Consider the following 18845-nt stretch of genomic DNA (forward strand, 5'->3'; position numbering starts at 1 on the left):
ATGTCGCATAAGCACGCCGTCACGGCGTGCGCAAGGCCACGACATTCGTGACGCGCAGCGCGCCCGCGCGTTTGAGTTGCGTGGCGATCTCGCCGAGCGTGGTGCCGGTGGTCATCACATCGTCCACGACGCCGACATGGCGCCCGGCGATGCGGGCCGGCTCGGCGACGACAAACGCACCGTGCAGGTTGGCGAGCCGCTCGGCGCGGTCCAGCGTGGCCTGAGCGGGATTGTCGCGCACGCGCCGCAAGGCGGTGGGCAGGGCGGCGATCTGCAACTGCCCCTCCAGCCGCCGCGCGATCTCCCACGCCTGGTTGTAGCCGCGCAAGCGCAGGCGTGCGGGGGCGAGCGGCACCGGTACCAGGACGTCCGGCAGCCTACCCGGCGCGGCGCGCAACGCCTCCCCGAGCCGACCTGCCAGCCAGCCGGCGAGCGGCAACTGGCCGCGGAACTTCAATCCGGTGACGAGATGGTCGAGCGGCCAGCCGTAATCCGCAAGGGTGACGGTCGCATCAAAGTCGGGCGCGCCGGCGAGGCAGGCGTGGCAATGGCGGGCAAGATGCCGCGTTTCCAGCGCAATGGCGCACTGTATGCAGCGGCGCCTGCCGAGCAGCGGGGCAAGGTCGTCCATGCAGCCGGCGCAGACGAGCTCGCGCTGGACCGCACCGCACACAGCGCACGCGCACGGCAGCAACTCCCGCAAACCGGCGCGAAACCATGCAGATAACGCGTGTTTGAGCATCAAAAAACCGCTATCTAAGCCGTTTGGCGGCCATGGCGCCATCGGACGGCGCCTCAAACTGCGCGCCGGTATACTTGGCAACCGCAGTTTCCCGCTGGTTCTTTGATGTCCGATCCCATCCTCGCCCGTCCTGCCGCCCTGCGGCGCGCCTTCGACCGCCGCGCCGCGCGTTTCGCCGACGTGGATTTCCTGCTGCGCGAGGTCGGCAGCCGCATGCACGATCGGCTGTCCTATATCAAGGCCACGCCGTCGCGCGCGCTCGACCTCGGATGCGGCCTCGGGCAAGGGCTGGCGGTGCTGCGTGCGCAGTATCCGGATGCGCAGATCTGCGGCGTGGACTGGTCTGCCGCCATGCTGGCGCGGGCGCAGACGCTTGACCCGCAGCGCACCGATGCCGGCTGGCTCGGTCGCCTGCTGAAGAAGCGCCCCGTATTCGATTTCGCCCAGGCCGATTTTCGGGCGCTGCCGTTTGCCGCTGCGTCGTTCGACCTGCTCTGGTCGAACTTGGCGCTGCACTGGGATCCGGCGCCGCACGCGATCTTTCCGGAGTGGCACCGCGTGACGTCGGAGGGCGGGCTGCTCATGTTCAGCCTGTTCGGGCCCGATACGCTGCGCGAGCTGCGCAGTGCGCTGGCGGGCATCGACGCGGGCGTCCACACGCTGCGCTTTGTCGACATGCACGACATTGGCGACATGCTCGTGCACAGCCGCTGGTCCACGCCCGTGATGGACATGGAGCAGCTCACCATCACGTACGAAACCCCGCAGGCGCTGCTGGCCGATGTGCATCTGCTGGGCGGCATGGCGGGGCTGGCCGATGAAGCGGGCCGCAGCCTCGCCGGTGCGGGCCTGCATACGCCGCGGTGGCGCCAGCGGCTATTTGACGCGCTCGACGCCCAGCGCAATCCGGACGGGCTCATTCCGCTGACCTTCGAAGTCGTTTACGGCCACGCCTGGAAGCTCGCGCCGAGCCTCCGGCAGGCGCTGGACGAGCAAGGCAGGGCCATGATTCCGATCGACCAGATCGGTCGCAAACCGCGCGCCTGAAACGCTTCCGCGGCCAACAACGGTATTGACGGGGTCTTGTCAAGCCGGGACTTGCATAAAGGCGCTTTGCCTTGTTTGGGGTCAATTGCAAACATATAATGCGCCAGTTTGTCGCAGCAGTCCCCCAAAGGCCTATCCCGTTTTTTGCCACGGGCGAACCGTACGGGTATGCATCCGAGGCAGGAGTGGTTCAATGCACGACATTGGAATCGCGCTCCAGCCAGCGTGCGGCGCCTCCAACATCCCGGAATCGCCGCGGAAGAACTGGCTCATGAAGCGAAACTGCTCGCTTTCACCTCGCCAGGTCGGCTGGTTCTACCTCTCGATTGTCATCCTCTCGTTCGCGATCGCTTCGTTCTTTGCGTGGCAAGGCGCCTGGTTGGTGTTGCCTTTCTCGGGACTGGAGGTCGCGATTCTCGGATGGGCATTGCTGTACTATGCCCGCCACGCCTCCGATTACGAGCACGTCTGGCTGGACGACGATGCGCTGGTGATCGAGCAGGTTTTTGCGAACCGACGGATTCGCCACGTCTTCAACGCACGCTGGGTGCGGGTGGAGCTGGAGGATCCGCTGCGAGAGCAGGTCGCGCTGTGTTCGAGCGGGCGCGTCGTGCGGGTGGGGAGGTTTCTTGATCCTGCCGGCCGGCGACGTTTCGCAGACGAGCTTTCCCGGTGTTTGGAGCTTGGGCCGCCACCCCACGTTCCGTGAGCCTCGCGCCGGGGCAGAGTGGAATCTGTAAATTGTGGGACAACGAAAAATGAAAATGTTGAATAAGACATTGGCAAGTTTGCTGGCGGCAGGCTCACTCCTCGCCCTCAGTCAAACGGCCCTGGCAGTGGAAGACATGCCGGGCGGCCCCGCAGTGCGGCAGCTCAATCTCGCGCCCCCGGTCACCAAGATCGCTGCCGAGATCCATTGGCTGCACTGGATGATGCTGATCATCTGTATCGTGATCTTCATCGGTGTGTTCGGGGTGATGTTCTACTCCATTTTCAAGCACCGTAAGTCGGTCGGCCACAAGCCTGCGACGTTCCACGAAAGCACCACGGTTGAAATCATCTGGACCATCGTGCCGTTCCTGATCGTGATCGGGATGGCGCTGCCGGCCACCAAGGCCGTGGTCGCCATGAAGGACACCACCAATTCCGACCTCACCATCAAGGCCACCGGCTACCAGTGGAAGTGGGGTTATGACTACCTGAAGGGCGAAGGCGAGGGCATCTCGTTCCTCTCCACGCTCACCACCCCGCGCGACCAGATCAACAACCAGGCGCCCAAGAGCAACACGTACCTGGTCGAGGTCGACAACGAACTCGTCGTGCCGGTCAATCGCAAGGTGCGCATCGTGACCACGGCCAACGACGTGATCCACTCGTGGATGGTGCCGGCATTTGCCGTCAAGCAGGATGCGATTCCGGGGTTCGTGCGCGACACGTGGTTCAGGGCGGAGAAGGTCGGCGTGTACCGCGGCCAATGCGCGGAGCTGTGCGGCAAGGAACACGCCTTCATGCCGATCGTCGTGCGTGTGCTTTCGCAGGATGACTACACCAAGTGGGTCGACGGCAAGAAGAAGGAAATGGCCGCGAAGGCCGATGACCCGAACAAGACCTACACGCTGGACGAGCTGAAGTCGCGCGGCGAGAAGGTCTACGCCGCCAACTGCGCGGTGTGCCACCAGCCGAACGGCAAGGGCGGCGGCCCGTTCCCGGCGCTGGACGGCTCGAAGATTGCGAACGGCCCGCTGGCTGAGCACCTGAACATCGTGCTGCACGGCAAGGCTGCGATGCCGCCCTGGGCGTCGGCGCTCAACGATGTGGAGATCGCCGCCGTCGTCACCTACGAGCGCAACAACTGGGGTAACCACACGGGTGATCTGCTGCAGCCTTCGCAGGTGAAGGATGCGCGCGGCGGCAAGATGCCGGAAGGCGGCGGCGCCAAGACCGCTGCAACAGAATCCGCCGGCAAGGTGGCGTCCCAACAGGCGACTGCGGCGCAAGACCGCAGCGCCGGCTGATTGATCGTCTGCGTGACGAACCGAACCCAAGGAGTTCTTCGATGAGCACCGCTGTTACGCACCCGCAAGATCACGCGCACGGTCATGGAGACGACCACGCGCACGACCATCCGCACGGCTGGCGCCGCTGGCTGCTTGCGACCAACCACAAGGACATCGGTACGCTGTACCTGCTGTTCTCGTTCATGATGCTGCTCTCGGGCGGCACGCTGGCGCTGCTGATCCGCCTGGAGCTGTTCCAGCCGGGCCTGCAGTTCTTCCATCCGGAGCTGTTCAACCAGTTCACCACGCTGCATGGCCTGATCATGGTGTTCGGCGCGATCATGCCGGCCTTCGTGGGCTTTGCGAACTGGATGATTCCGCTGCAGGTCGGGGCCTCCGACATGGCCTTCGCGCGGATGAACAACTTCAGCTTCTGGCTGCTGCCGCCTGCGGCGATCCTGCTGGTGGGCTCGTTCTTCGTGCCGGGCGGTGCCACCGCCGCGGGGTGGACGCTGTATGCGCCGCTGTCGGTGCAGATGGGCCCGGGCATGGACATGGCCATCTTTGCTGTCCACATCATGGGTGCCTCGTCGATCATGGGCGCGATCAACATCATCGTGACCATCCTGAACATGCGCGCACCCGGCATGACGCTGATGAAGATGCCGATGTTCTGCTGGACATGGCTGATCACGGCGTACCTGCTGATCGCCGTGATGCCGGTGCTGGCAGGCGCGATCACCATGGTGCTGACCGACCGCCACTTCGGCACGAGCTTCTTCTCGGCAGCCGGCGGCGGCGACCCGGTGATGTACCAGCACATCTTCTGGTTCTTCGGGCACCCCGAGGTGTACATCATGATCTTGCCGGCGTTCGGCATCATCAGCCAGATCGTGCCGGCCTTCGCGCGCAAGCCGCTGTTCGGCTACAGCTCGATGGTGTACGCCACGGCGTCGATCGCCATCCTGTCGTTCATCGTGTGGGCGCACCACATGTTCACGACGGGCATGCCTGTGACGGGCCAGCTGTTCTTCATGTACGCGACGATGCTGATCGCGGTGCCGACCGGCGTGAAGATCTTCAACTGGGTGGCCACGATGTGGCGCGGCTCGATGACGTTCGAGACGCCGATGCTGTTTGCGATCGGTTTCATCTTCGTGTTCACCGTGGGCGGCTTCACGGGCCTGATCCTGGCCGTGGCCCCGATCGATATCCAGCTGCAGGACACCTACTACGTGGTGGCGCACTTCCACTACGTGCTGGTGGCCGGTTCGCTGTTCGCGCTGTTCGCGGGCTTCTACTACTGGGGTCCGAAATGGTCGGGCTACATGTACAGCGAGACGCGCGGCAAGATCCACTTCTGGGGTTCGATGATCACCTTCAACCTCACGTTCTTCCCGATGCACTTCCTGGGCCTGGCCGGCATGCCGCGCCGCTATGCGGATTACCCGCAGCAGTTCGCCGACTTCAACGCGATCGCGTCGATCGGTGCGCTGGGCTTCGGCCTGATGCAGGTGTATTTCTTCTTCTTCGTGGTGCTGCCGTCGTACCGCGGTGGCGAGAAGGCTGCCGACAAGCCGTGGGATGGCGCGGAAGGCCTGGAGTGGACCGTGCCTTCGCCGGCGCCGTTCCACACCTTTGAAGAACCGCCGCTGGTCAAGTAATGCAGGTGTCGCGGGGCTGGCCGGTGCCGGCCTCGCGATCCTCCGGACAACGATGTCGAATCCAGAAAAAAGCCCAACGCCCGAGCAGCGTGCCAGCAACCGGCGTCTCGCGTTCATCCTTGCCACGATTGCGTTGGTTTTCTTTCTGGGTGTGATTTTCAAGCGCGTCGTGTTCGGCGCATAGCCGGCCGCGGCAACACCGATCGCTGAGCGAGACCGCACATGAGCCAAACGCCGGCCAAGCCGGAGCCCTCCGAAGACACCAGCGCTGCTGACCGCGGCCTGAACCGGGCCATGCTCGGCAAGCTGGCCGTCGTGGTGGTGATGATGTTCGGGTTCGGCTATGCGCTCGTGCCGCTGTACAAGAAGATCTGCGAGGTCACGAACATCAACGTGCTGACCACGCGCGATTACGACGGCGGGGCGCTGCGCAACACGCAGGTCGACCAGACGCGCACGATCACGGTGGAGTTCGATTCGAACAGCCAGGGGCCGTTCCGCTTCCGCCCGGTCCAGAACAGCATGGAAGTCCACCCGGGCGAGATCAGCCAGATCGTCTACGAGGTAGTAAACAAGGAGGGGCGCACGGTCGAGGCTCAGGCCATCCCGAGCTATGCGCCCAAGCAGGCCACCGAGTTCTTCAAGAAGATCGAGTGTTTCTGCTTCAAGCAGCAGACGTTGGCCGCCAACGAATCGCGCGAGATGCCGGTGGTGTTTGTCATTGATCCGGATCTTCCGAAGGACGTGAAGACGATCACCTTGTCCTACACTTTCTTTGAAATCGGCAAGCCGGTGGCGCAGGCGCCCACCGTGCCCGGTAGGGGAACGTGAGGACATGGACGAACTGAAAGAAGCGACCCGACGGCGCGCATCCTTCGCGCAGACGATGAAGGCGGTGTTCTGGTCCTTCTTCGGTGTGCGCAAAGGCCAGGATCACGACCGCGACATGGCGCAGCTGAACCCTGTGCACGTGATCATCGCGGGCGTTCTGGCGGCGGTGCTGTTCATCGTCGTGCTGTTGATGATCGTGCGCGCCGTGGTCGGTTGAGCGGTGGGTTGAGGAGACGGCCTGCGCAGTCGGTGGTGAGGCGGTGAGGCCGGGCAACATCGAGTGGATTCTTAAAAAAACAGAGCTGGAGAAAAAGAGATGAGTGCGAATCGAGCGAATGCTCCGTACTACTTCGTGCCCGGGCCGTCGCGGCATCCGATTTCGGCGAGCGTCGGCCTGCTGATCGTGCTGCTGAGCTCCGCAGCGTGGGTGAACGCCCAGCCGTGGGCGCCGTGGACGTTCCTGATCGGCCTGCTGTGGTTCCTGTTCGTGCTGCGCGCCTGGTTTGCCGACGCCATCTCGGAGTCGGAAGGCGGCCGGTATGGCGACCGCGTAGACGCCTCGTTCCGCTGGTCGATGAGCTGGTTCATCTTCTCGGAAGTGATGTTCTTCGCGGCGTTCTTCGGTGCGCTGTTCTATGCCCGCACCATCTCCATGCCGTGGCTGGGCGACCTGAACAACAAGCTGCTGTGGCCCGACTTCAACGCGATCTGGCCGAACGCCGGCCCCGCCGGCACGGTGGCACCGTTCACGACGATGGGCCCGTGGCCGATCCCGACGATCAACACCGCGCTCCTGCTGACCTCCGGCGTGACGCTCACCTGGGCCCACCACGCGCTGCGTGAAGGCAAGCGCGCGCAGGTGATCCAGGGTCTGCTGCTGACGATCATCCTGGGCTTCACGTTCATGGGCTTCCAGGCGTACGAGTACATTCACGCCTATCACGAACTCAACCTGAAGCTGACCTCGGGGATCTATGGCTCGACGTTCTTCCTGCTTACCGGCTTCCACGGTTTCCACGTGACGATGGGCGCGATCATGCTGGCGGTGGTGCTGGGCCGCGTGATCAAGGGCCATTTCACGCCGGAGCACCACTTCGCGTTCGAGGGCGCCGCGTGGTACTGGCACTTTGTGGACGTGGTGTGGCTTGGCCTGTACGTGGTCGTGTACTGGCTATAAACCGAGCGTAGGATTGGGGCGGCCTCGCGCTGCCCGATGATCCTGCCAAGACAATGCCGCAGACGGGACACCGCTGCGGCGTTTTCGTTTTTCTGCCGGCCGATTGCGCCGCTACTGGCCCATGGGAATGCCGGTGCTGTGGATCCAGCCCAGCCGGTTGGCCACCAGGATGAAGATGAACAGCGCAATCGAAAAGCCGACGCGGAACATCAACGAGCGGACGGTGCGGCTGCTGTGGCCCTTGTCGCGCATCAGGAAGAACAGTGCGGAGGCAAGGCTGCCGAGAATCAGCAGGAACGCGATGGCAACGACGATGCGCATGGAGGCGGATAGGTTGGAAACGGGCGTGGTGGATTATCTCACCGAGGGCGCGCAATGACCGTGCGGGTGCCGCTGCGCGACTGGTTTGCGCCCGTGCCGATGATCGCCGGTGTGGCGCTGATCGCCCTCACGTGCGCGCTCGGCCGCTGGCAGCTCCAGCGTGCGCACGAGCGCATTGAGCGGCAGGCGCGCATCGTCGCCTTGCAGAATGCGCCGGCCCAGCGCATTACTGCGCAGCCGGTGGCAGCCGATGCGGTGCTGTATCGGCCGGTGCTGCTGCGCGGCACATTCGATGTGGCGCACACGGTTTTGCTCGAAAACCGGCCCCATGTGACCAACGGCGTGTCGCGCCCGGGCTTCGAGGTGCTGATTCCGCTGGTGCTGGAGGGCGCCGGCCGGCGCGCCGTGCTCGTCAATCGCGGCTGGCTGCCGCGCGATCCGGTCGACCGCACACGCATTGCGCCATACACCACCCCCGCCGGGGAAGTGCAGGTCGAAGGGATGGCCGTGCCCCATGCCAGCCGTGTCTTCAGCCTGGGCGGAAAGGACGCCGCGGATGAAGCCGGCCAGCGACTTAGGCAGAATATCGACCTCGACGCGTTCGCGCGCGAAATCGGCATGCCGCTGCAACCGTTCGTGGTACAGCAGGAATCCGACGCGCAGGACGGCCTGGCGCGCGATTGGCCGCGCGCCGACCTGGGCGCCGACCGCAATTACGGCTACGCATTCCAGTGGTTTGCAATGGCCGCTGGGGTGCTGGGGCTGATGGTCTTCTACGGCGTGCGACGCTATCGTCGCTTGGCGGGCGCTTCAGAGCCCGCGTGAATACGAACTCGCGTTGCGGCTTAGTGCCGCAGCCACATGGATTGGGAATCACATGGTGAATCAGGAAACCGCGCCGGGCACGCTCGAAGCCCCCGCCGACCCGCGCATCGACGCACGCACACGCCGGGGCCGCTTGATGATGCTGTTCCTGCTGCTGGTGTGTGCGTCCCCGGTGATTGCGTCGTACCTCGCCTATTACGTCTTCACGCCCGCCGGCGGCAAGGCGGCGTATGGCACGCTGGTCGACCCGCAGCGCCCGATCCCGGCCAACCTCATGGTGCAGGACGAGCACGGCGCCGAAGTGCCGCTCGCGAGCCTCAAGGGCAAGTGGCTGATGGTGTCGGTGGACGGCAGCGCCTGCGACGACCACTGCGCGCGCAAGCTCTTCACCATGCGCCAGCTGCGCATCGGCCAAGGGCCGGACCGCGACCGCATCGTTCCCGTCTGGCTCGTCACCGACCGCGGCGACATCGACCCGCGCCTCGTCCAGGCCTACAACGACGACTACGCCGCCGTGCGCTTCCTGCGGGCGCCCCAGTTGCCCGGGAACTGGCTGACCGATGGCAAGACATTGCCCGCCGATCATCTCTTCTTGGTGGACCCGCTTGGCAACCTGATGATGCAGTTCCCGAAGGATCCCGACCCGAAAAAGGTCCGCGGGGACCTCACGCGTCTGCTCAAGTATTCGCGCATCGGATAAGCCATGCTGTTGCAACTCGCTTCCATCGGCATCCTGATCGCGCTGATCCCGCTGTGCTACGTGCTGGTCAAGGGTGACCGCAACAAGTATCGCAAGCTGGTGTGGATCACGGCGTTCCTGACGCTGGACCTGATCATGTTCGGCAGCTTCACGCGGCTGACCGATTCGGGCCTCGGCTGTCCGGATTGGCCCGGCTGCTACGGCACGTCCAACCCGTTCCACGCGCGCGACGACATCCATGCTGCGCAGCTTGCGATGCCCAGCGGCCCGGTCACGTGGATGAAGGCGTGGATCGAGATGACGCACCGCTACTTTGCGATGGCGGTGGGCGTGCTGATCATCACGCTGGTCGTGGTGGCATGGGTCAAGCGCCGGGAGTTGAAGCAATCTCCGTGGTATGCGACGGCCGTGCTCGCGCTGGTGTGCGTGCAGGGCGCATTCGGCGCGTGGACCGTCACGCTGAAGCTGCAGCCGGCGATTGTGGTGACGCACCTGCTGCTGGGCATGTCGCTGCTCGCGTTGCTCATCTGGCTCGGCTGCAAGAACGATGCGCCGCGCCGGGTGGACGAGCGTGCCGCTTCACTGCGCGCGGCGGCCGTCGCCGGCCTCGTGCTGCTGATCGTGCAGATCGCGCTGGGCGGCTGGGTCAGTACGAACTATGCGGTGCTCGCCTGTACCGACTTCCCGCTGTGCAACGGCCAGTGGGTTCCGCCGATGGATTTTGCGCACGGCTTCACATTCTGGCGCCAGCTCGGCCGTACCGCCGGCGGTGAGTTCATTTCCCACGATGCGCTTGTCGCCATCCACTGGACGCACCGCGTGTTTGCCGTGGTCGTGCTGAGCTACCTGGTGTGGTTAGGGCTTCGTGCGCGGCGTATCGACGGCATGGGCCGCGTGGCGACCGTGCTGCTCATCGTACTGGCGGTGCAGCTCGGCACCGGCCTATCGAACATCGTGCTTGGGTGGCCGTTGCTGGCTGCCGTGGCGCACAACGGTGGAGCAGCGATGCTGCTGCTGCTGATGGTGCGCCTGCATTACCTGATCGGGCTCGCGCGGGCGCGCGTGCCAATGCCTGCGGCAGTGGCCGCCGTCTGACCGTTTCCCATGAATACCGTGGCTTCTCCCTCGACTTCCACTCAACTCCCCGGCTGGCGACATACCGCGGCGCAGTACGCAGCCTTGACCAAGCCGCGCGTCACGCAGCTCGCCGTGTTCTGCGCCGTCATCGGCATGTTCCTGGCCACGCCGGGCATGGTGCCGTGGCCGGTGCTCATTGGCGGCGCGGTCGGCATCTGGCTGTTTGCCGGTGCCGCCTTCGCGATCAACTGCCTGGTCGAGCGCAAGATCGACGCGATGATGCGCCGTACGGCCTGGCGCCCGTCGGCCAGCGGCGAGCTGGGCACGCGGCAGATCCTGGTGTTCTCGGTGGTGCTGGGCGGTGCAGGTATGTGGACGCTGCACGTGTTCGCCAACGACCTGACGATGTGGCTGACCTTCGCCACCTTCATCGGCTACGCGATCATCTATACGTTGCTGCTCAAGCCGGCCACGCCGCAGAACATCGTGATCGGGGGCCTGTCCGGTGCGATGCCGCCGGCGCTGGGCTGGGCCGCGGTCGCCAACAGCGTGCCGGCCGAGGCGTGGATCCTGGTGCTGATCATCTTCACCTGGACGCCGCCGCACTTCTGGGCGCTGGCGTTGTACCGCCGCGCCGACTACGCCAAGTCCGGCCTGCCGATGCTACCGATCACCCACGGCGAGAAATACACGCTGCTGCACATCCTGCTGTACACGCTGATCATGATCGCCGCGACCATCCTCCCGTTCGTGTATGGCATGAGCGGCTACATCTACCTCGGGACGGCGCTGCTGCTCGGCTTCGGCTTTCTCGCCTATGCGTGGCGCATGTACCGCAATTACTCCGATGCGCTGGCGCAGAAGACCTTCCGCTATTCGATCGTGTATCTCTCCATCCTGTTTGCCGCGCTGCTGGTGGACCACTACTTCAAGTTCGGCCCCACCCTGACGCCGGGCGCGACGCTGTGACGCATGCCCACATCGGCAAGTGAGTGCCGCAGGCGTTACGCTAGGCGGCCTCCTTTCAACCTGACGACCATGCTTTCGTTCCGACCATTCCGTGCCACGCTGTTTGCCGTGCTTGCAACCGCCGTGCTGGCCCTGGCCGCGTGCACCGACAAGCCGGCCTTCAAGAATCTGGACATCACCGGCTCCAAGAGCTTCGGCACCGATTTCTCGCTCACCGACCACACCGGCAAGCGCCGCACGCTGCAGGACTTCCGGGGCAAGGTCGTCGTGATGTTCTTCGGCTACACGCACTGCCCCGACGTGTGCCCGACCACGCTGGCCGAACTGCGCGCCGTGATGGATACCCTCGGCAAGGACGCCGACCGCGTGCAGGTGCTGTTCGTGACCGTCGACCCCGAGCGCGACACGCAGGACCTGCTGGCCAAGTACGTGCCGGCGTTCGACCCGCGTTTCATCGGTCTGCGCCCCGCCAACGAGGCCGAGCTGCAGAAGGTCGCGAAAGACTTCAAGGTGTACTACAGCAAGGTGCCCGGCAGCTCGCCGGACAACTACACGATGGACCACACCGCGGGCAGCTACATGTTCGATCCGAAGGGCAACCTGCGGTTGTTCATCAAGCACGGCCAGGGCCCCGAGCCGATCGCGCACGACATCAAGCTGCTGCTCGACTGATCCGCACAGCCGCCGCAGGTGCCCAAAGAAAAAGCCCGCCAAGTCTGGCGGGCTTTCTTATGGCTGGAAGCGGCAATTACGCAAAGGCCTGCAGGGCGCCCTTCATCTTTTTCATCGCTGCGGCTTCGATCTGGCGGATGCGCTCGGCCGAAACGCCGAACTCGTCTGCCAACTCGTGCAGCGTGGCGCCGCCCGATCCATCGTCGTTCACGTTCAGCCAGCGCGCTTCGATGATGCGGCGGCTGCGGTCGTCGAGCTTGGCCAGCGCCGTCTCGATGCCTTCGCTTTGCAGGCGGTCGTGGCTGCGCGCTTCGATCACGCGGGTCGGCTCGTTGTGCGTGTCGGCCAGGTAGGCGATCGGAGCGAACGACTCTTCGCCGTCATCCATCTGGCCTTCCAGCGCGATGTCGCCGCCCGAGAGGCGCGTTTCCATCTCGCGTACCTCGGCGCCCTTGACGTTCAGCTCGGCGGCCACGGCGTCGATCTCGTCGGACGTGAACGTCGCCTGCGCGTCCTGCTTGTGGCTGCGCAGATTGAAGAACAGCTTGCGCTGCGCTTTGGTGGTGGCCACCTTGACCATGCGCCAGTTCTTCAGGATGTACTCGTGCATCTCGGCCTTGATCCAGTGCATTGCGTACGAAACGAGACGCACGCCCTGGTCAGGATCGAAGCGCTTGACGGCCTTCATCAGGCCGATGTTGCCTTCCTGAATCAGGTCGGCATGCGGCAGGCCGTAGCCGAGGTACTGACGGGCGATCGACACCACCAGGCGCAGGTGCGAGAGCACCAGGCGGCGGGCGGAATCGAGATTGCCGGTGGCGCGATAGTCGCGCGCGAGCTGTCGTTCTTCTTCGGCAGACAGCATCGGCACCCGGTTGACGCTCTGGATGTAGGCGTCGATGTTGCCCAGGTTGCCGGGGAACGCCAGCGCCCACGCGTTGGCCGACGGCTGCGTGGCGATGGCGGAAGCGGTGTTCACGGGAATGATTGCGTTCACTCAGGACTCCTGTCGAAATCCAGTGGAGGTTTGGAGAGGCATGTTAGCACTCCAACCGGATGAGTGCTAATAGGACTTTTTTGAGCGGTTGATAGTTCCCGTAAATTAGAAGATTTGCTCCGATAGTGTGATGTTTGCGCCGCAGCAAATTCGGCGGCGCACCCTGTCATAGACCGGCAATCGGGCCATCGGTTCGCGGCTAGGCTGCCGTGTCACGGCCACGTGACTTGGCCCAGTACAGGCCTTGGTCCGCCTCACGCAACGCGGCGTCCGGGTCGCTTATTTCGGGCCCCGGGCAGGCCACGCCGATGCTCGCGGTGACGTGCACCACCATGTCGCCGGGGAGGTGAATCGGGGGGCGGATCGCGTTGATGGCCTTCTGTGCCGTGTGCAACGCATCCTCGGGCGCGTCGATGGGGTCGAGAAGGATGATGAATTCGTCACCTGCGAGTCGGGCCACCGTGTCCGTGCGGCGCACGGCACGCTGCAGCCGCTGGGCGACCTCCACGAGGACCGCATCGCCGGCGGCGTGGCCGTAGGTGTCATTGATGCGCTTGAAGTGGTCGACGTCGAGATACAGCACGCCCAGCGATGCGGGCACGCGGTGGCGGCGTTTCAGCGCCGCCCGCAGGCGTTCGTACAGTTCGTAGCGGTTGGGCAGGCCGGTGAGGGCATCGAAGCGCGCCATGCGCGAGAGCTCCATCTCGCTGCGCTTGGCTTCGGTCACGTCCTGGACGAACGCGTAGATGCCGTAGCGCCCGTCGGCGGTCTCGGCCGCGTCTGGCACAAGCTGCCCGCGGAAGTGTCGCGTGGGGCTGCGCGTCCCGCTCGCGTGCGCCTTTTCGTACCACGGCGCGGTGATCTCGAACTCGACCGGCTCGCCGCGCACCGCGCGCTGCAGATAGGGCGCCAGCAGGGCATACGTGCCCGGTGTGAAAACCTGCTCGGCCGGCTGGCCGCAGACCTCCTCCGGCGTGCGCTGCAGCCAGCGCGCGTGTGTGACGTTGCAGAACGTGAAGATTCCATGCGGATCGATGTACGAGACGAGCAGCGGCGCGTTGTCGAGCACCAGCTTGAGCGCGCGTTCGCTGCGCGCCAGGGCCTGCTCGGCCGTGGTGCGTGCGGTCAGATCCTGCAGGATCGAGAAGTAGCCGCGCAGCATGCCGCGGTCGTCGTAATCGGGGGAGTAGTGGCCGCTCAGGTAGCGCGGCACGCCGGTGCGCATGGACGTGATCTCGAACTGCACCGGATAACCGGCCAGCACCTCGGCCATGTACGGCAGCAGCGCGCGGTAGTCCTCTGACGTGTAGATATCGCTGACGTGGCGTTCAAGCAGTGCCTCTTCGGTGCAGTCGAACGCTTCGAGCATCGTACGGCTGGCAAAGCGCAGGATGCCGTCGGGATCGACGTAGCTCAGCTGCGCCGGCACGTTGTCGGCCACCAGGCGCAGTTGTTCGCGGCTTGCGCGCAGCGCGTCGCGGCGGCGCTCGAGGTCTTCGTTGGCCGTGCGCAGCGCGCGCTCCGAAGCGGCGAGCCTGTTGGCAAATGGCCGCACCGTCAGACGGATCACCAGCACGCTGCCCAGCATCACGCACACCATGAGCGCTGCCAGCCGCTCGAATTGCGCGCGCATGGGTGCGTAGAGTTCCGCGCTCGCGATCTTGCTGATCAATGCCAGGCCGGTATGACCGATGGGCGTATAGCTGAACGAGGTCGGCATGCCGTGGATGTCCTGCCATTGGCCGTAGCCCGCCTGGCCTGCCAGTGCCAGGCGCGACGGCAGCGGCCGACGGTCCACCGTCAGGGCCGGCAGCTCGAAGACGTACGCATCAAAGCGCTGCGGAAAAGACATCGCCCGGCCACGCGCATCCAGCCCTGACATAGCGAAGGTTTCCGTCGTGCCGGCATCGCGCACGCCGGCGTAGCGGGCCGTCATTTTGGCCAGCGGCTGCTCGGCGACCAGCCAGCCGATGTGCGCGCCATCGGCCATGACGGGCGTTCCGGTGCGCATCGCAAAACCGTGTACCCATTGCAGCGAAACGCGCTCCGGGGCCAGCCCCACGTGCAGCGGTATCGACAGTTCCGGACCGCGCACCGGCGCACCGAGGCTGACTACGCCGTCGCCGCCGAGGGTGCGCAACTGGAGGTATGAATAGCCTTGGTCGCGATACGCCTGCAACGCGGTGGCGCCGCGCAGGCGCGCCGCGGTGTCGGCTGGATGGCGCAGTGCCTCCTGGACATGCGTCGCCGCCGCGATGAGGCGCGGACTTTCGGCGCGCAAGGTGAGCACCTGATCCAGTTCCTGTGCATAGCTGCCGAGCGCCCGTGCCCGCGTCATGCCAAACATCACGCTGGCGCTGTCGACCTGGATGATGAACGCCGTGATCGTGGCGCCAAGCCCCGCCAGCATCACGCAGGTGCCGCTGATCCACACGATGGTGTCTTCCGGCGACAGTCGCATGCGCAGCAGCCCCGGATTCCGCGCCAGCGCCACGCACAGCACGCCCGTCACCACCACGAGCGTACAGACCGCGGCCACGTCCGATGCGCGCCAGCGCAGCCATGCGGGGTAAAGGTACTCCAGCGCCATCGCACGGCCCAGCAGGTCGACCGCGCAAAGCAGCATCGCCACGCCGATGAGGCCCCACAGCCATCGCGTGCGACGGGCCCGCCGCAGTGTGGGGACGAGGTTCAGTGCCATGGCCGATGCCGCCAGCGCCAGCGCGTGGCTCGGATGCATGCCGCCGATCCAGCCAGTCACCCATTGCCGATCGAGCCATGCATGCAGCCCCGGAAAATCGAGCGAGACGGGCCAGCCCGTGACCACCTCCGCCAAGCGCAGCCCGCACAGCACCACAACGGCACCGCTCAAGAGTCGCGCTGCCGGGTCTGCCCATCGCGCGCCCGGCTGCACCGTGCCAGCGACGAGCGCGCCCAGCCCCGTACCGAGCAGCGTCAGATACAGTCCCGTGGCAAACACCATCAGCAGTTGGTCGGTGCCCAGCTTCACCGCCCACGGCCAATGCTGCAGCCAGCCCGCCATCACGGTCAGGCCGACAAGAACGAGGAGAACGCCGATGCCGCCGGCAATGGCGACAAGCGGCCGGCGAGAAACCATGGAGGTGACGCGTGAGCGGAGCTGTGGCAGGACGGATGTCTTCTAACCGGAAGAACGGCGAAAAACGGCGCCGCTTGAGGGGGGCGCGCCCATCAAGCCCCCTGCCCGGCCATACCTGCCTCCGGATGTGCTTTGACAGCAACGCCATGCGGTGCCCGGCGCACGTGCCATCGCCGCTCCACAAGTTGGCTACACTGCCCGGACATCGCAAAAACCGTTACAGGAGCCGCCATGCCCATCGTTGTCAGCAAGGACACCGAAGGCCTCTTCCGCCACAAGATCACCTTCCCTGAAGGCACGATCTACACCGACGTGCCGAGGCCGGCCGGCGAGGGCAGCGCGCCCGACCCGCATGCCTACTTCGACGCTGCGCTGGCCAGCTGCAAGGCGCTGACCGTTACGCTCTACGCCCGCCAGCGCAAGTACCCGCTGGACGCCATCGACGTGGCAGTCGAGCATGACGGCAGCCAGGAGCGCCAGGGCCGCTACACGCTGCGCACCGTGCTCACCCTGCATGGCGAGCTGACCGACGAACAGCGCGCCGACCTGCTGCGCGTGGCCGGCAAATGCCCCGTGCACAAGCTGATGACGGAAGTCGAGATCAGCATCGACACCGAACTCGCCCAACGCGGCTGAGGAGAGCGTTCCCATGACAAGCATCCAGCACATCATCGGCCCGCACGTGCGCGACCTGGGCGGCTTCTCGGTCAAGCGCGTGCTGCCTTCCGCGGCCAGGCAGACGGTCGGGCCGTTCATCTTCTTCGACCACATGGGCCCAGTGGACTTCGCCCCCGGCGAGGGCATCGACGTGCGCCCGCATCCGCACATCGGCCTGGCCACCGTCACCTACCTGTTTGACGGCAGCATGGTCCACCGCGACAGCCTCGGCAGCGTGCAGACCATCGTCCCCGGCGACGTGAACTGGATGACGGCCGGCAGCGGCATCACGCATTCCGAACGCACCCCGCCCGGGGTGCGCCAGCGCGGCGCCCGCCTGCATGGAATCCAGACCTGGGTGGCGTTGCCGAAGGACCAGGAGAAAGTCGCGCCAAGCTTTGCACACCACGCCGCCAGCACGTTGCCCAAGCTCGATTGCCCGGGCGTGCAGGGCGTGGTGATTGCCGGCGATGCGTTCGGGCTGACGTCGCCGGTGAAGGTGAATTCGCGCACGCTCTACGTGGCGCTGGAACTCGCGGCCGGCGCGTCGCTGGTGATCCCGCCCGAGCATGCGGACCGCGGCCTGTATCTCGTCGAAGGCGCGGTCACGATCGACGGCGAGGCGCTCGACCCGCACCACCTCGCCGTGCTGGAGCCGGGCGGCGACGTGATGCTCACCGCGCAGGTGTCATCGCGCGTGATGCTGCTGGGCGGCGACCCGACCGACGGCCACCGCCACATCTACTGGAACTTCGTGGCCAGCGACAAGGCCGACATCGAAGACGCCAAGCAGCGCTGGGAGAGCGACGCCTTCGCCCACGTGCCCGGTGAGACGGAGCGCATCCCGCTGCCGTCCAGGTAAGCGGCAAGACAGAGCGATCGATCAGGCAGTCGGCGCGGGGCATGCACACCGTACGATCGCGCGGACCTGCTTGGCGATCGGCTCCGGCACCGGCGCCTTGCCGTCGAGCACGGCTGCAATCCACTGCGCCGTCGCTGCCACATCGGTGCCGGCGGGCAACGCGGGCGGAGCATCGCTCGAACCTTCCACCGCTTCGATGACCGTTTCGTGCGTGCCGTCGTGCAGCCACTCCACCGCGCTGCCGCGCCGCGCGTCGGCCACGGCTTCGCCTTCGGTGCCGCGTGCGAGCAGCACATTGGCCGGATGGCGCAGGAAGTAATCGGTGAGCGTGTCGCGGTACTCCGGGTGCGTGTAGCTGACGAGCCGCAGGGCCTCGTGCGGCGCATGTCCGCCGATGGGCTGCAGCATCTTCACCACCGTGTGCGCAGAGTTGCGCAGGCCGACGATCTCGCGCTTGTCCAGTAGCGCCGACAGCTCGGGCGAGAGCACGTCGATCGGCACATACGCGAGGCGATCGTTCTCGAGGCGCTCGCGCGCTTCGTCCATGTGTTCGCAGATGGGCCAGCCGAGCGCGTCGAACAACGTGGCCGTGGTGATGCGGCCGTCGAAGCGGCGGATGCCGTGCACCAGCACGGGCACGCCTTCGCGCGCCAGCAGCTTGGCTAGCAGCGGCACGAGGTTCGGCTGGCGGCGGGCGCCGTTGTAGCTGGGGATGATGACCGGCAACGCATGCTGCGGCGTGTGCGGTGCCGGCAGCGGCCGGCAATGCGCATGCGTGGCCTCCAGCATGCCGTCGAGTTCTTCCGGGGTTTCGCCCTTGATGCGGTAGGCCATCAGGATGGCGCCGAGCTGCACGTCGGAGATGCGGCCTTCCAGCATGGCGGTGAAGAGCGCACGGGCATCGTGCTTGACCAGGGCGCGGGCGCCGTCTGCGCCGCGGCCGATTTCCTTGATGAACCGGGCGGCGGGGAAGGGGCCGTTGGCGAAGGCGTCTTCAGTGGCAGTGTCGGGAAGGATGGGGGGAGCGGGCATCAGGGTGCTGGCGGGGTGTTTGTGTGGGTTTGATCATAGCGCTGGGGTTTGCGCTGGCGCTAGCGTGGGGCGGGGAGTGTTCTTTGTTGGTGGGGCATCCCTCGTTTCATCCCCTGCCGGGGCTGAGTCACTTTCTTTGTCTTGCCAAAGAAAGTAA

At 65.6% G+C, this 18845-nt stretch carries 20 protein-coding genes; 15 read left to right on the top strand and 5 right to left on the bottom strand.

Going from position 1 to position 18845, the window contains the following annotated elements:
* Positions 1 to 19: 19 nt before the first annotated feature.
* A complete protein-coding gene (locus tag A6M56_RS11410; protein WP_102080965.1) occupies positions 20 to 742 on the bottom strand; it encodes a ComF family protein in 723 nt (240 codons plus the stop codon).
* A 105-nt stretch (positions 743 to 847) separates the two neighbouring features.
* Between A6M56_RS11410 and A6M56_RS11415 the strand changes: the two genes are divergently transcribed.
* The 8 genes from A6M56_RS11415 (at position 848) to A6M56_RS11450 (ending at position 7458) form a co-directional block, all read left to right on the top strand.
* Positions 848 to 1789, top strand: coding sequence for a methyltransferase domain-containing protein (locus A6M56_RS11415; protein ID WP_102080689.1), 942 nt, complete (start codon positions 848 to 850; stop codon positions 1787 to 1789).
* Between the two features lie 193 nt (positions 1790 to 1982).
* Positions 1983 to 2498: a DUF2244 domain-containing protein gene (locus tag A6M56_RS11420; RefSeq protein WP_045785691.1), complete on the top strand. Its 516-nt coding sequence runs from the start codon at positions 1983 to 1985 to the stop codon at positions 2496 to 2498.
* Positions 2499 to 2547: 49 nt separating this feature from the next.
* The gene (coxB, locus tag A6M56_RS11425; RefSeq protein WP_045785692.1) at positions 2548 to 3804 is read left to right on the top strand and encodes a cytochrome c oxidase subunit II; all 1257 of its coding nucleotides are present in this window, start codon (positions 2548 to 2550) and stop codon (positions 3802 to 3804) included.
* Positions 3805 to 3845: 41 nt separating this feature from the next.
* Complete coding sequence (gene ctaD / locus A6M56_RS11430) at positions 3846 to 5450, top strand: cytochrome c oxidase subunit I (protein WP_045785693.1); 1605 nt, start codon at positions 3846 to 3848, stop codon at positions 5448 to 5450.
* Positions 5451 to 5502: 52 nt separating this feature from the next.
* Positions 5503 to 5634, top strand: coding sequence for a cytochrome oxidase small assembly protein (locus A6M56_RS11435; RefSeq protein WP_211888735.1), 132 nt, complete (start codon positions 5503 to 5505; stop codon positions 5632 to 5634).
* Positions 5635 to 5672: 38 nt separating this feature from the next.
* A complete protein-coding gene (locus A6M56_RS11440) occupies positions 5673 to 6281 on the top strand; it encodes a cytochrome c oxidase assembly protein (protein ID WP_045785694.1) in 609 nt (202 codons plus the stop codon).
* Between the two features lie 4 nt (positions 6282 to 6285).
* A complete protein-coding gene (locus tag A6M56_RS11445) occupies positions 6286 to 6498 on the top strand; it encodes a DUF2970 domain-containing protein (RefSeq protein WP_045785695.1) in 213 nt (70 codons plus the stop codon).
* A gap of 99 nt (positions 6499 to 6597) precedes the next feature.
* Complete coding sequence (locus A6M56_RS11450; RefSeq protein WP_045785696.1) at positions 6598 to 7458, top strand: cytochrome c oxidase subunit 3; 861 nt, start codon at positions 6598 to 6600, stop codon at positions 7456 to 7458.
* A 111-nt stretch (positions 7459 to 7569) separates the two neighbouring features.
* Here A6M56_RS11450 and A6M56_RS11455 read toward each other — a convergent pair whose 3' ends face one another.
* Positions 7570 to 7779 carry a twin transmembrane helix small protein gene (locus A6M56_RS11455; protein ID WP_102080690.1) on the bottom strand — a complete coding sequence of 70 codons (210 nt, stop codon included), beginning with the start codon at positions 7777 to 7779 and terminating at the stop codon, positions 7570 to 7572.
* A 54-nt stretch (positions 7780 to 7833) separates the two neighbouring features.
* On the opposite strand from A6M56_RS11455, the gene A6M56_RS11460 reads away from it, so the two are divergent.
* The 5 genes from A6M56_RS11460 to A6M56_RS11480 all read left to right on the top strand — a co-directional run bounded on the left by A6M56_RS11460 (position 7834) and on the right by A6M56_RS11480 (position 12022).
* On the top strand, positions 7834 to 8604 hold the full coding sequence (locus A6M56_RS11460; protein ID WP_045785698.1) for an SURF1 family protein: 771 nt from the start codon (positions 7834 to 7836) through the stop codon (positions 8602 to 8604).
* Between the two features lie 52 nt (positions 8605 to 8656).
* Positions 8657 to 9304, top strand: coding sequence for an SCO family protein (locus A6M56_RS11465; RefSeq protein ID WP_102080691.1), 648 nt, complete (start codon positions 8657 to 8659; stop codon positions 9302 to 9304).
* A gap of 3 nt (positions 9305 to 9307) precedes the next feature.
* Positions 9308 to 10399: a COX15/CtaA family protein gene (locus A6M56_RS11470; protein ID WP_102080692.1), complete on the top strand. Its 1092-nt coding sequence runs from the start codon at positions 9308 to 9310 to the stop codon at positions 10397 to 10399.
* 9 nt (positions 10400 to 10408) lie between these two features.
* Positions 10409 to 11350 (top strand): heme o synthase, encoded by a 942-nt coding sequence (gene cyoE, locus A6M56_RS11475; protein ID WP_045785701.1) that lies wholly within the window; start codon positions 10409 to 10411, stop codon positions 11348 to 11350.
* 69 nt (positions 11351 to 11419) lie between these two features.
* Entirely contained in the window at positions 11420 to 12022 is a 603-nt protein-coding gene (locus A6M56_RS11480) for an SCO family protein (RefSeq protein ID WP_102080693.1), read from the top strand.
* A gap of 76 nt (positions 12023 to 12098) precedes the next feature.
* On the opposite strand, the gene rpoH is transcribed toward A6M56_RS11480, so the two are convergent.
* Together rpoH and A6M56_RS11490 are read right to left on the bottom strand one after the other, a co-directional pair.
* Positions 12099 to 13019 (bottom strand): RNA polymerase sigma factor RpoH, encoded by a 921-nt coding sequence (rpoH, locus tag A6M56_RS11485; protein ID WP_102080694.1) that lies wholly within the window; start codon positions 13017 to 13019, stop codon positions 12099 to 12101.
* Positions 13020 to 13218: 199 nt separating this feature from the next.
* Positions 13219 to 16137, bottom strand: a complete 2919-nt coding sequence (locus A6M56_RS11490; protein ID WP_286758131.1) for a sensor domain-containing diguanylate cyclase — start codon at positions 16135 to 16137, stop codon at positions 13219 to 13221.
* 231 nt (positions 16138 to 16368) lie between these two features.
* Between A6M56_RS11490 and A6M56_RS11495 the strand changes: the two genes are divergently transcribed.
* Complete coding sequence (locus A6M56_RS11495) at positions 16369 to 16773, top strand: OsmC family protein (RefSeq protein WP_045785705.1); 405 nt, start codon at positions 16369 to 16371, stop codon at positions 16771 to 16773.
* Positions 16774 to 16786: 13 nt separating this feature from the next.
* A complete protein-coding gene (locus A6M56_RS11500; protein WP_045785706.1) occupies positions 16787 to 17656 on the top strand; it encodes a pirin family protein in 870 nt (289 codons plus the stop codon).
* A gap of 21 nt (positions 17657 to 17677) precedes the next feature.
* Here the strand turns inward: A6M56_RS11500 and ybiB are convergent, their stop codons facing one another.
* Positions 17678 to 18688 carry a DNA-binding protein YbiB gene (gene ybiB / locus A6M56_RS11505; RefSeq protein ID WP_102080696.1) on the bottom strand — a complete coding sequence of 337 codons (1011 nt, stop codon included), beginning with the start codon at positions 18686 to 18688 and terminating at the stop codon, positions 17678 to 17680.
* Positions 18689 to 18845: the final 157 nt, after the last annotated feature.

The sequence above is a fragment of the Ralstonia sp. RL genome (assembly GCF_001683835.1).
Taxonomy (GTDB): Bacteria; Pseudomonadota; Gammaproteobacteria; order Burkholderiales; family Burkholderiaceae; genus Ralstonia; species Ralstonia mannitolilytica.

What these genes read in the sequence shown, in the direction of transcription:
- ybiB (WP_102080696.1), bottom strand. Translation starts at nt 18,688, where the DNA reads ATGCCCGCTCCCCCCATCCTTCCCGACACTGCCACTGAAGACGCCTTC.
- cyoE (WP_045785701.1), top strand. Translation starts at nt 10,409, where the DNA reads ATGAATACCGTGGCTTCTCCCTCGACTTCCACTCAACTCCCCGGCTGG.
- A6M56_RS11420 (WP_045785691.1), top strand. Translation starts at nt 1,983, where the DNA reads ATGCACGACATTGGAATCGCGCTCCAGCCAGCGTGCGGCGCCTCCAAC.
- A6M56_RS11495 (WP_045785705.1), top strand. Translation starts at nt 16,369, where the DNA reads ATGCCCATCGTTGTCAGCAAGGACACCGAAGGCCTCTTCCGCCACAAG.
- A6M56_RS11410 (WP_102080965.1), bottom strand. Translation starts at nt 742, where the DNA reads ATGCTCAAACACGCGTTATCTGCATGGTTTCGCGCCGGTTTGCGGGAG.
- coxB (WP_045785692.1), top strand. Translation starts at nt 2,548, where the DNA reads ATGAAAATGTTGAATAAGACATTGGCAAGTTTGCTGGCGGCAGGCTCA.
- A6M56_RS11480 (WP_102080693.1), top strand. Translation starts at nt 11,420, where the DNA reads ATGCTTTCGTTCCGACCATTCCGTGCCACGCTGTTTGCCGTGCTTGCA.
- A6M56_RS11470 (WP_102080692.1), top strand. Translation starts at nt 9,308, where the DNA reads ATGCTGTTGCAACTCGCTTCCATCGGCATCCTGATCGCGCTGATCCCG.
- A6M56_RS11440 (WP_045785694.1), top strand. Translation starts at nt 5,673, where the DNA reads ATGAGCCAAACGCCGGCCAAGCCGGAGCCCTCCGAAGACACCAGCGCT.
- A6M56_RS11490 (WP_286758131.1), bottom strand. Translation starts at nt 16,137, where the DNA reads ATGGTTTCTCGCCGGCCGCTTGTCGCCATTGCCGGCGGCATCGGCGTT.
- A6M56_RS11415 (WP_102080689.1), top strand. Translation starts at nt 848, where the DNA reads ATGTCCGATCCCATCCTCGCCCGTCCTGCCGCCCTGCGGCGCGCCTTC.
- A6M56_RS11445 (WP_045785695.1), top strand. Translation starts at nt 6,286, where the DNA reads ATGGACGAACTGAAAGAAGCGACCCGACGGCGCGCATCCTTCGCGCAG.
- ctaD (WP_045785693.1), top strand. Translation starts at nt 3,846, where the DNA reads ATGAGCACCGCTGTTACGCACCCGCAAGATCACGCGCACGGTCATGGA.
- A6M56_RS11455 (WP_102080690.1), bottom strand. Translation starts at nt 7,779, where the DNA reads ATGCGCATCGTCGTTGCCATCGCGTTCCTGCTGATTCTCGGCAGCCTT.
- A6M56_RS11435 (WP_211888735.1), top strand. Translation starts at nt 5,503, where the DNA reads ATGTCGAATCCAGAAAAAAGCCCAACGCCCGAGCAGCGTGCCAGCAAC.
- A6M56_RS11460 (WP_045785698.1), top strand. Translation starts at nt 7,834, where the DNA reads ATGACCGTGCGGGTGCCGCTGCGCGACTGGTTTGCGCCCGTGCCGATG.
- A6M56_RS11450 (WP_045785696.1), top strand. Translation starts at nt 6,598, where the DNA reads ATGAGTGCGAATCGAGCGAATGCTCCGTACTACTTCGTGCCCGGGCCG.
- A6M56_RS11500 (WP_045785706.1), top strand. Translation starts at nt 16,787, where the DNA reads ATGACAAGCATCCAGCACATCATCGGCCCGCACGTGCGCGACCTGGGC.
- A6M56_RS11465 (WP_102080691.1), top strand. Translation starts at nt 8,657, where the DNA reads ATGGTGAATCAGGAAACCGCGCCGGGCACGCTCGAAGCCCCCGCCGAC.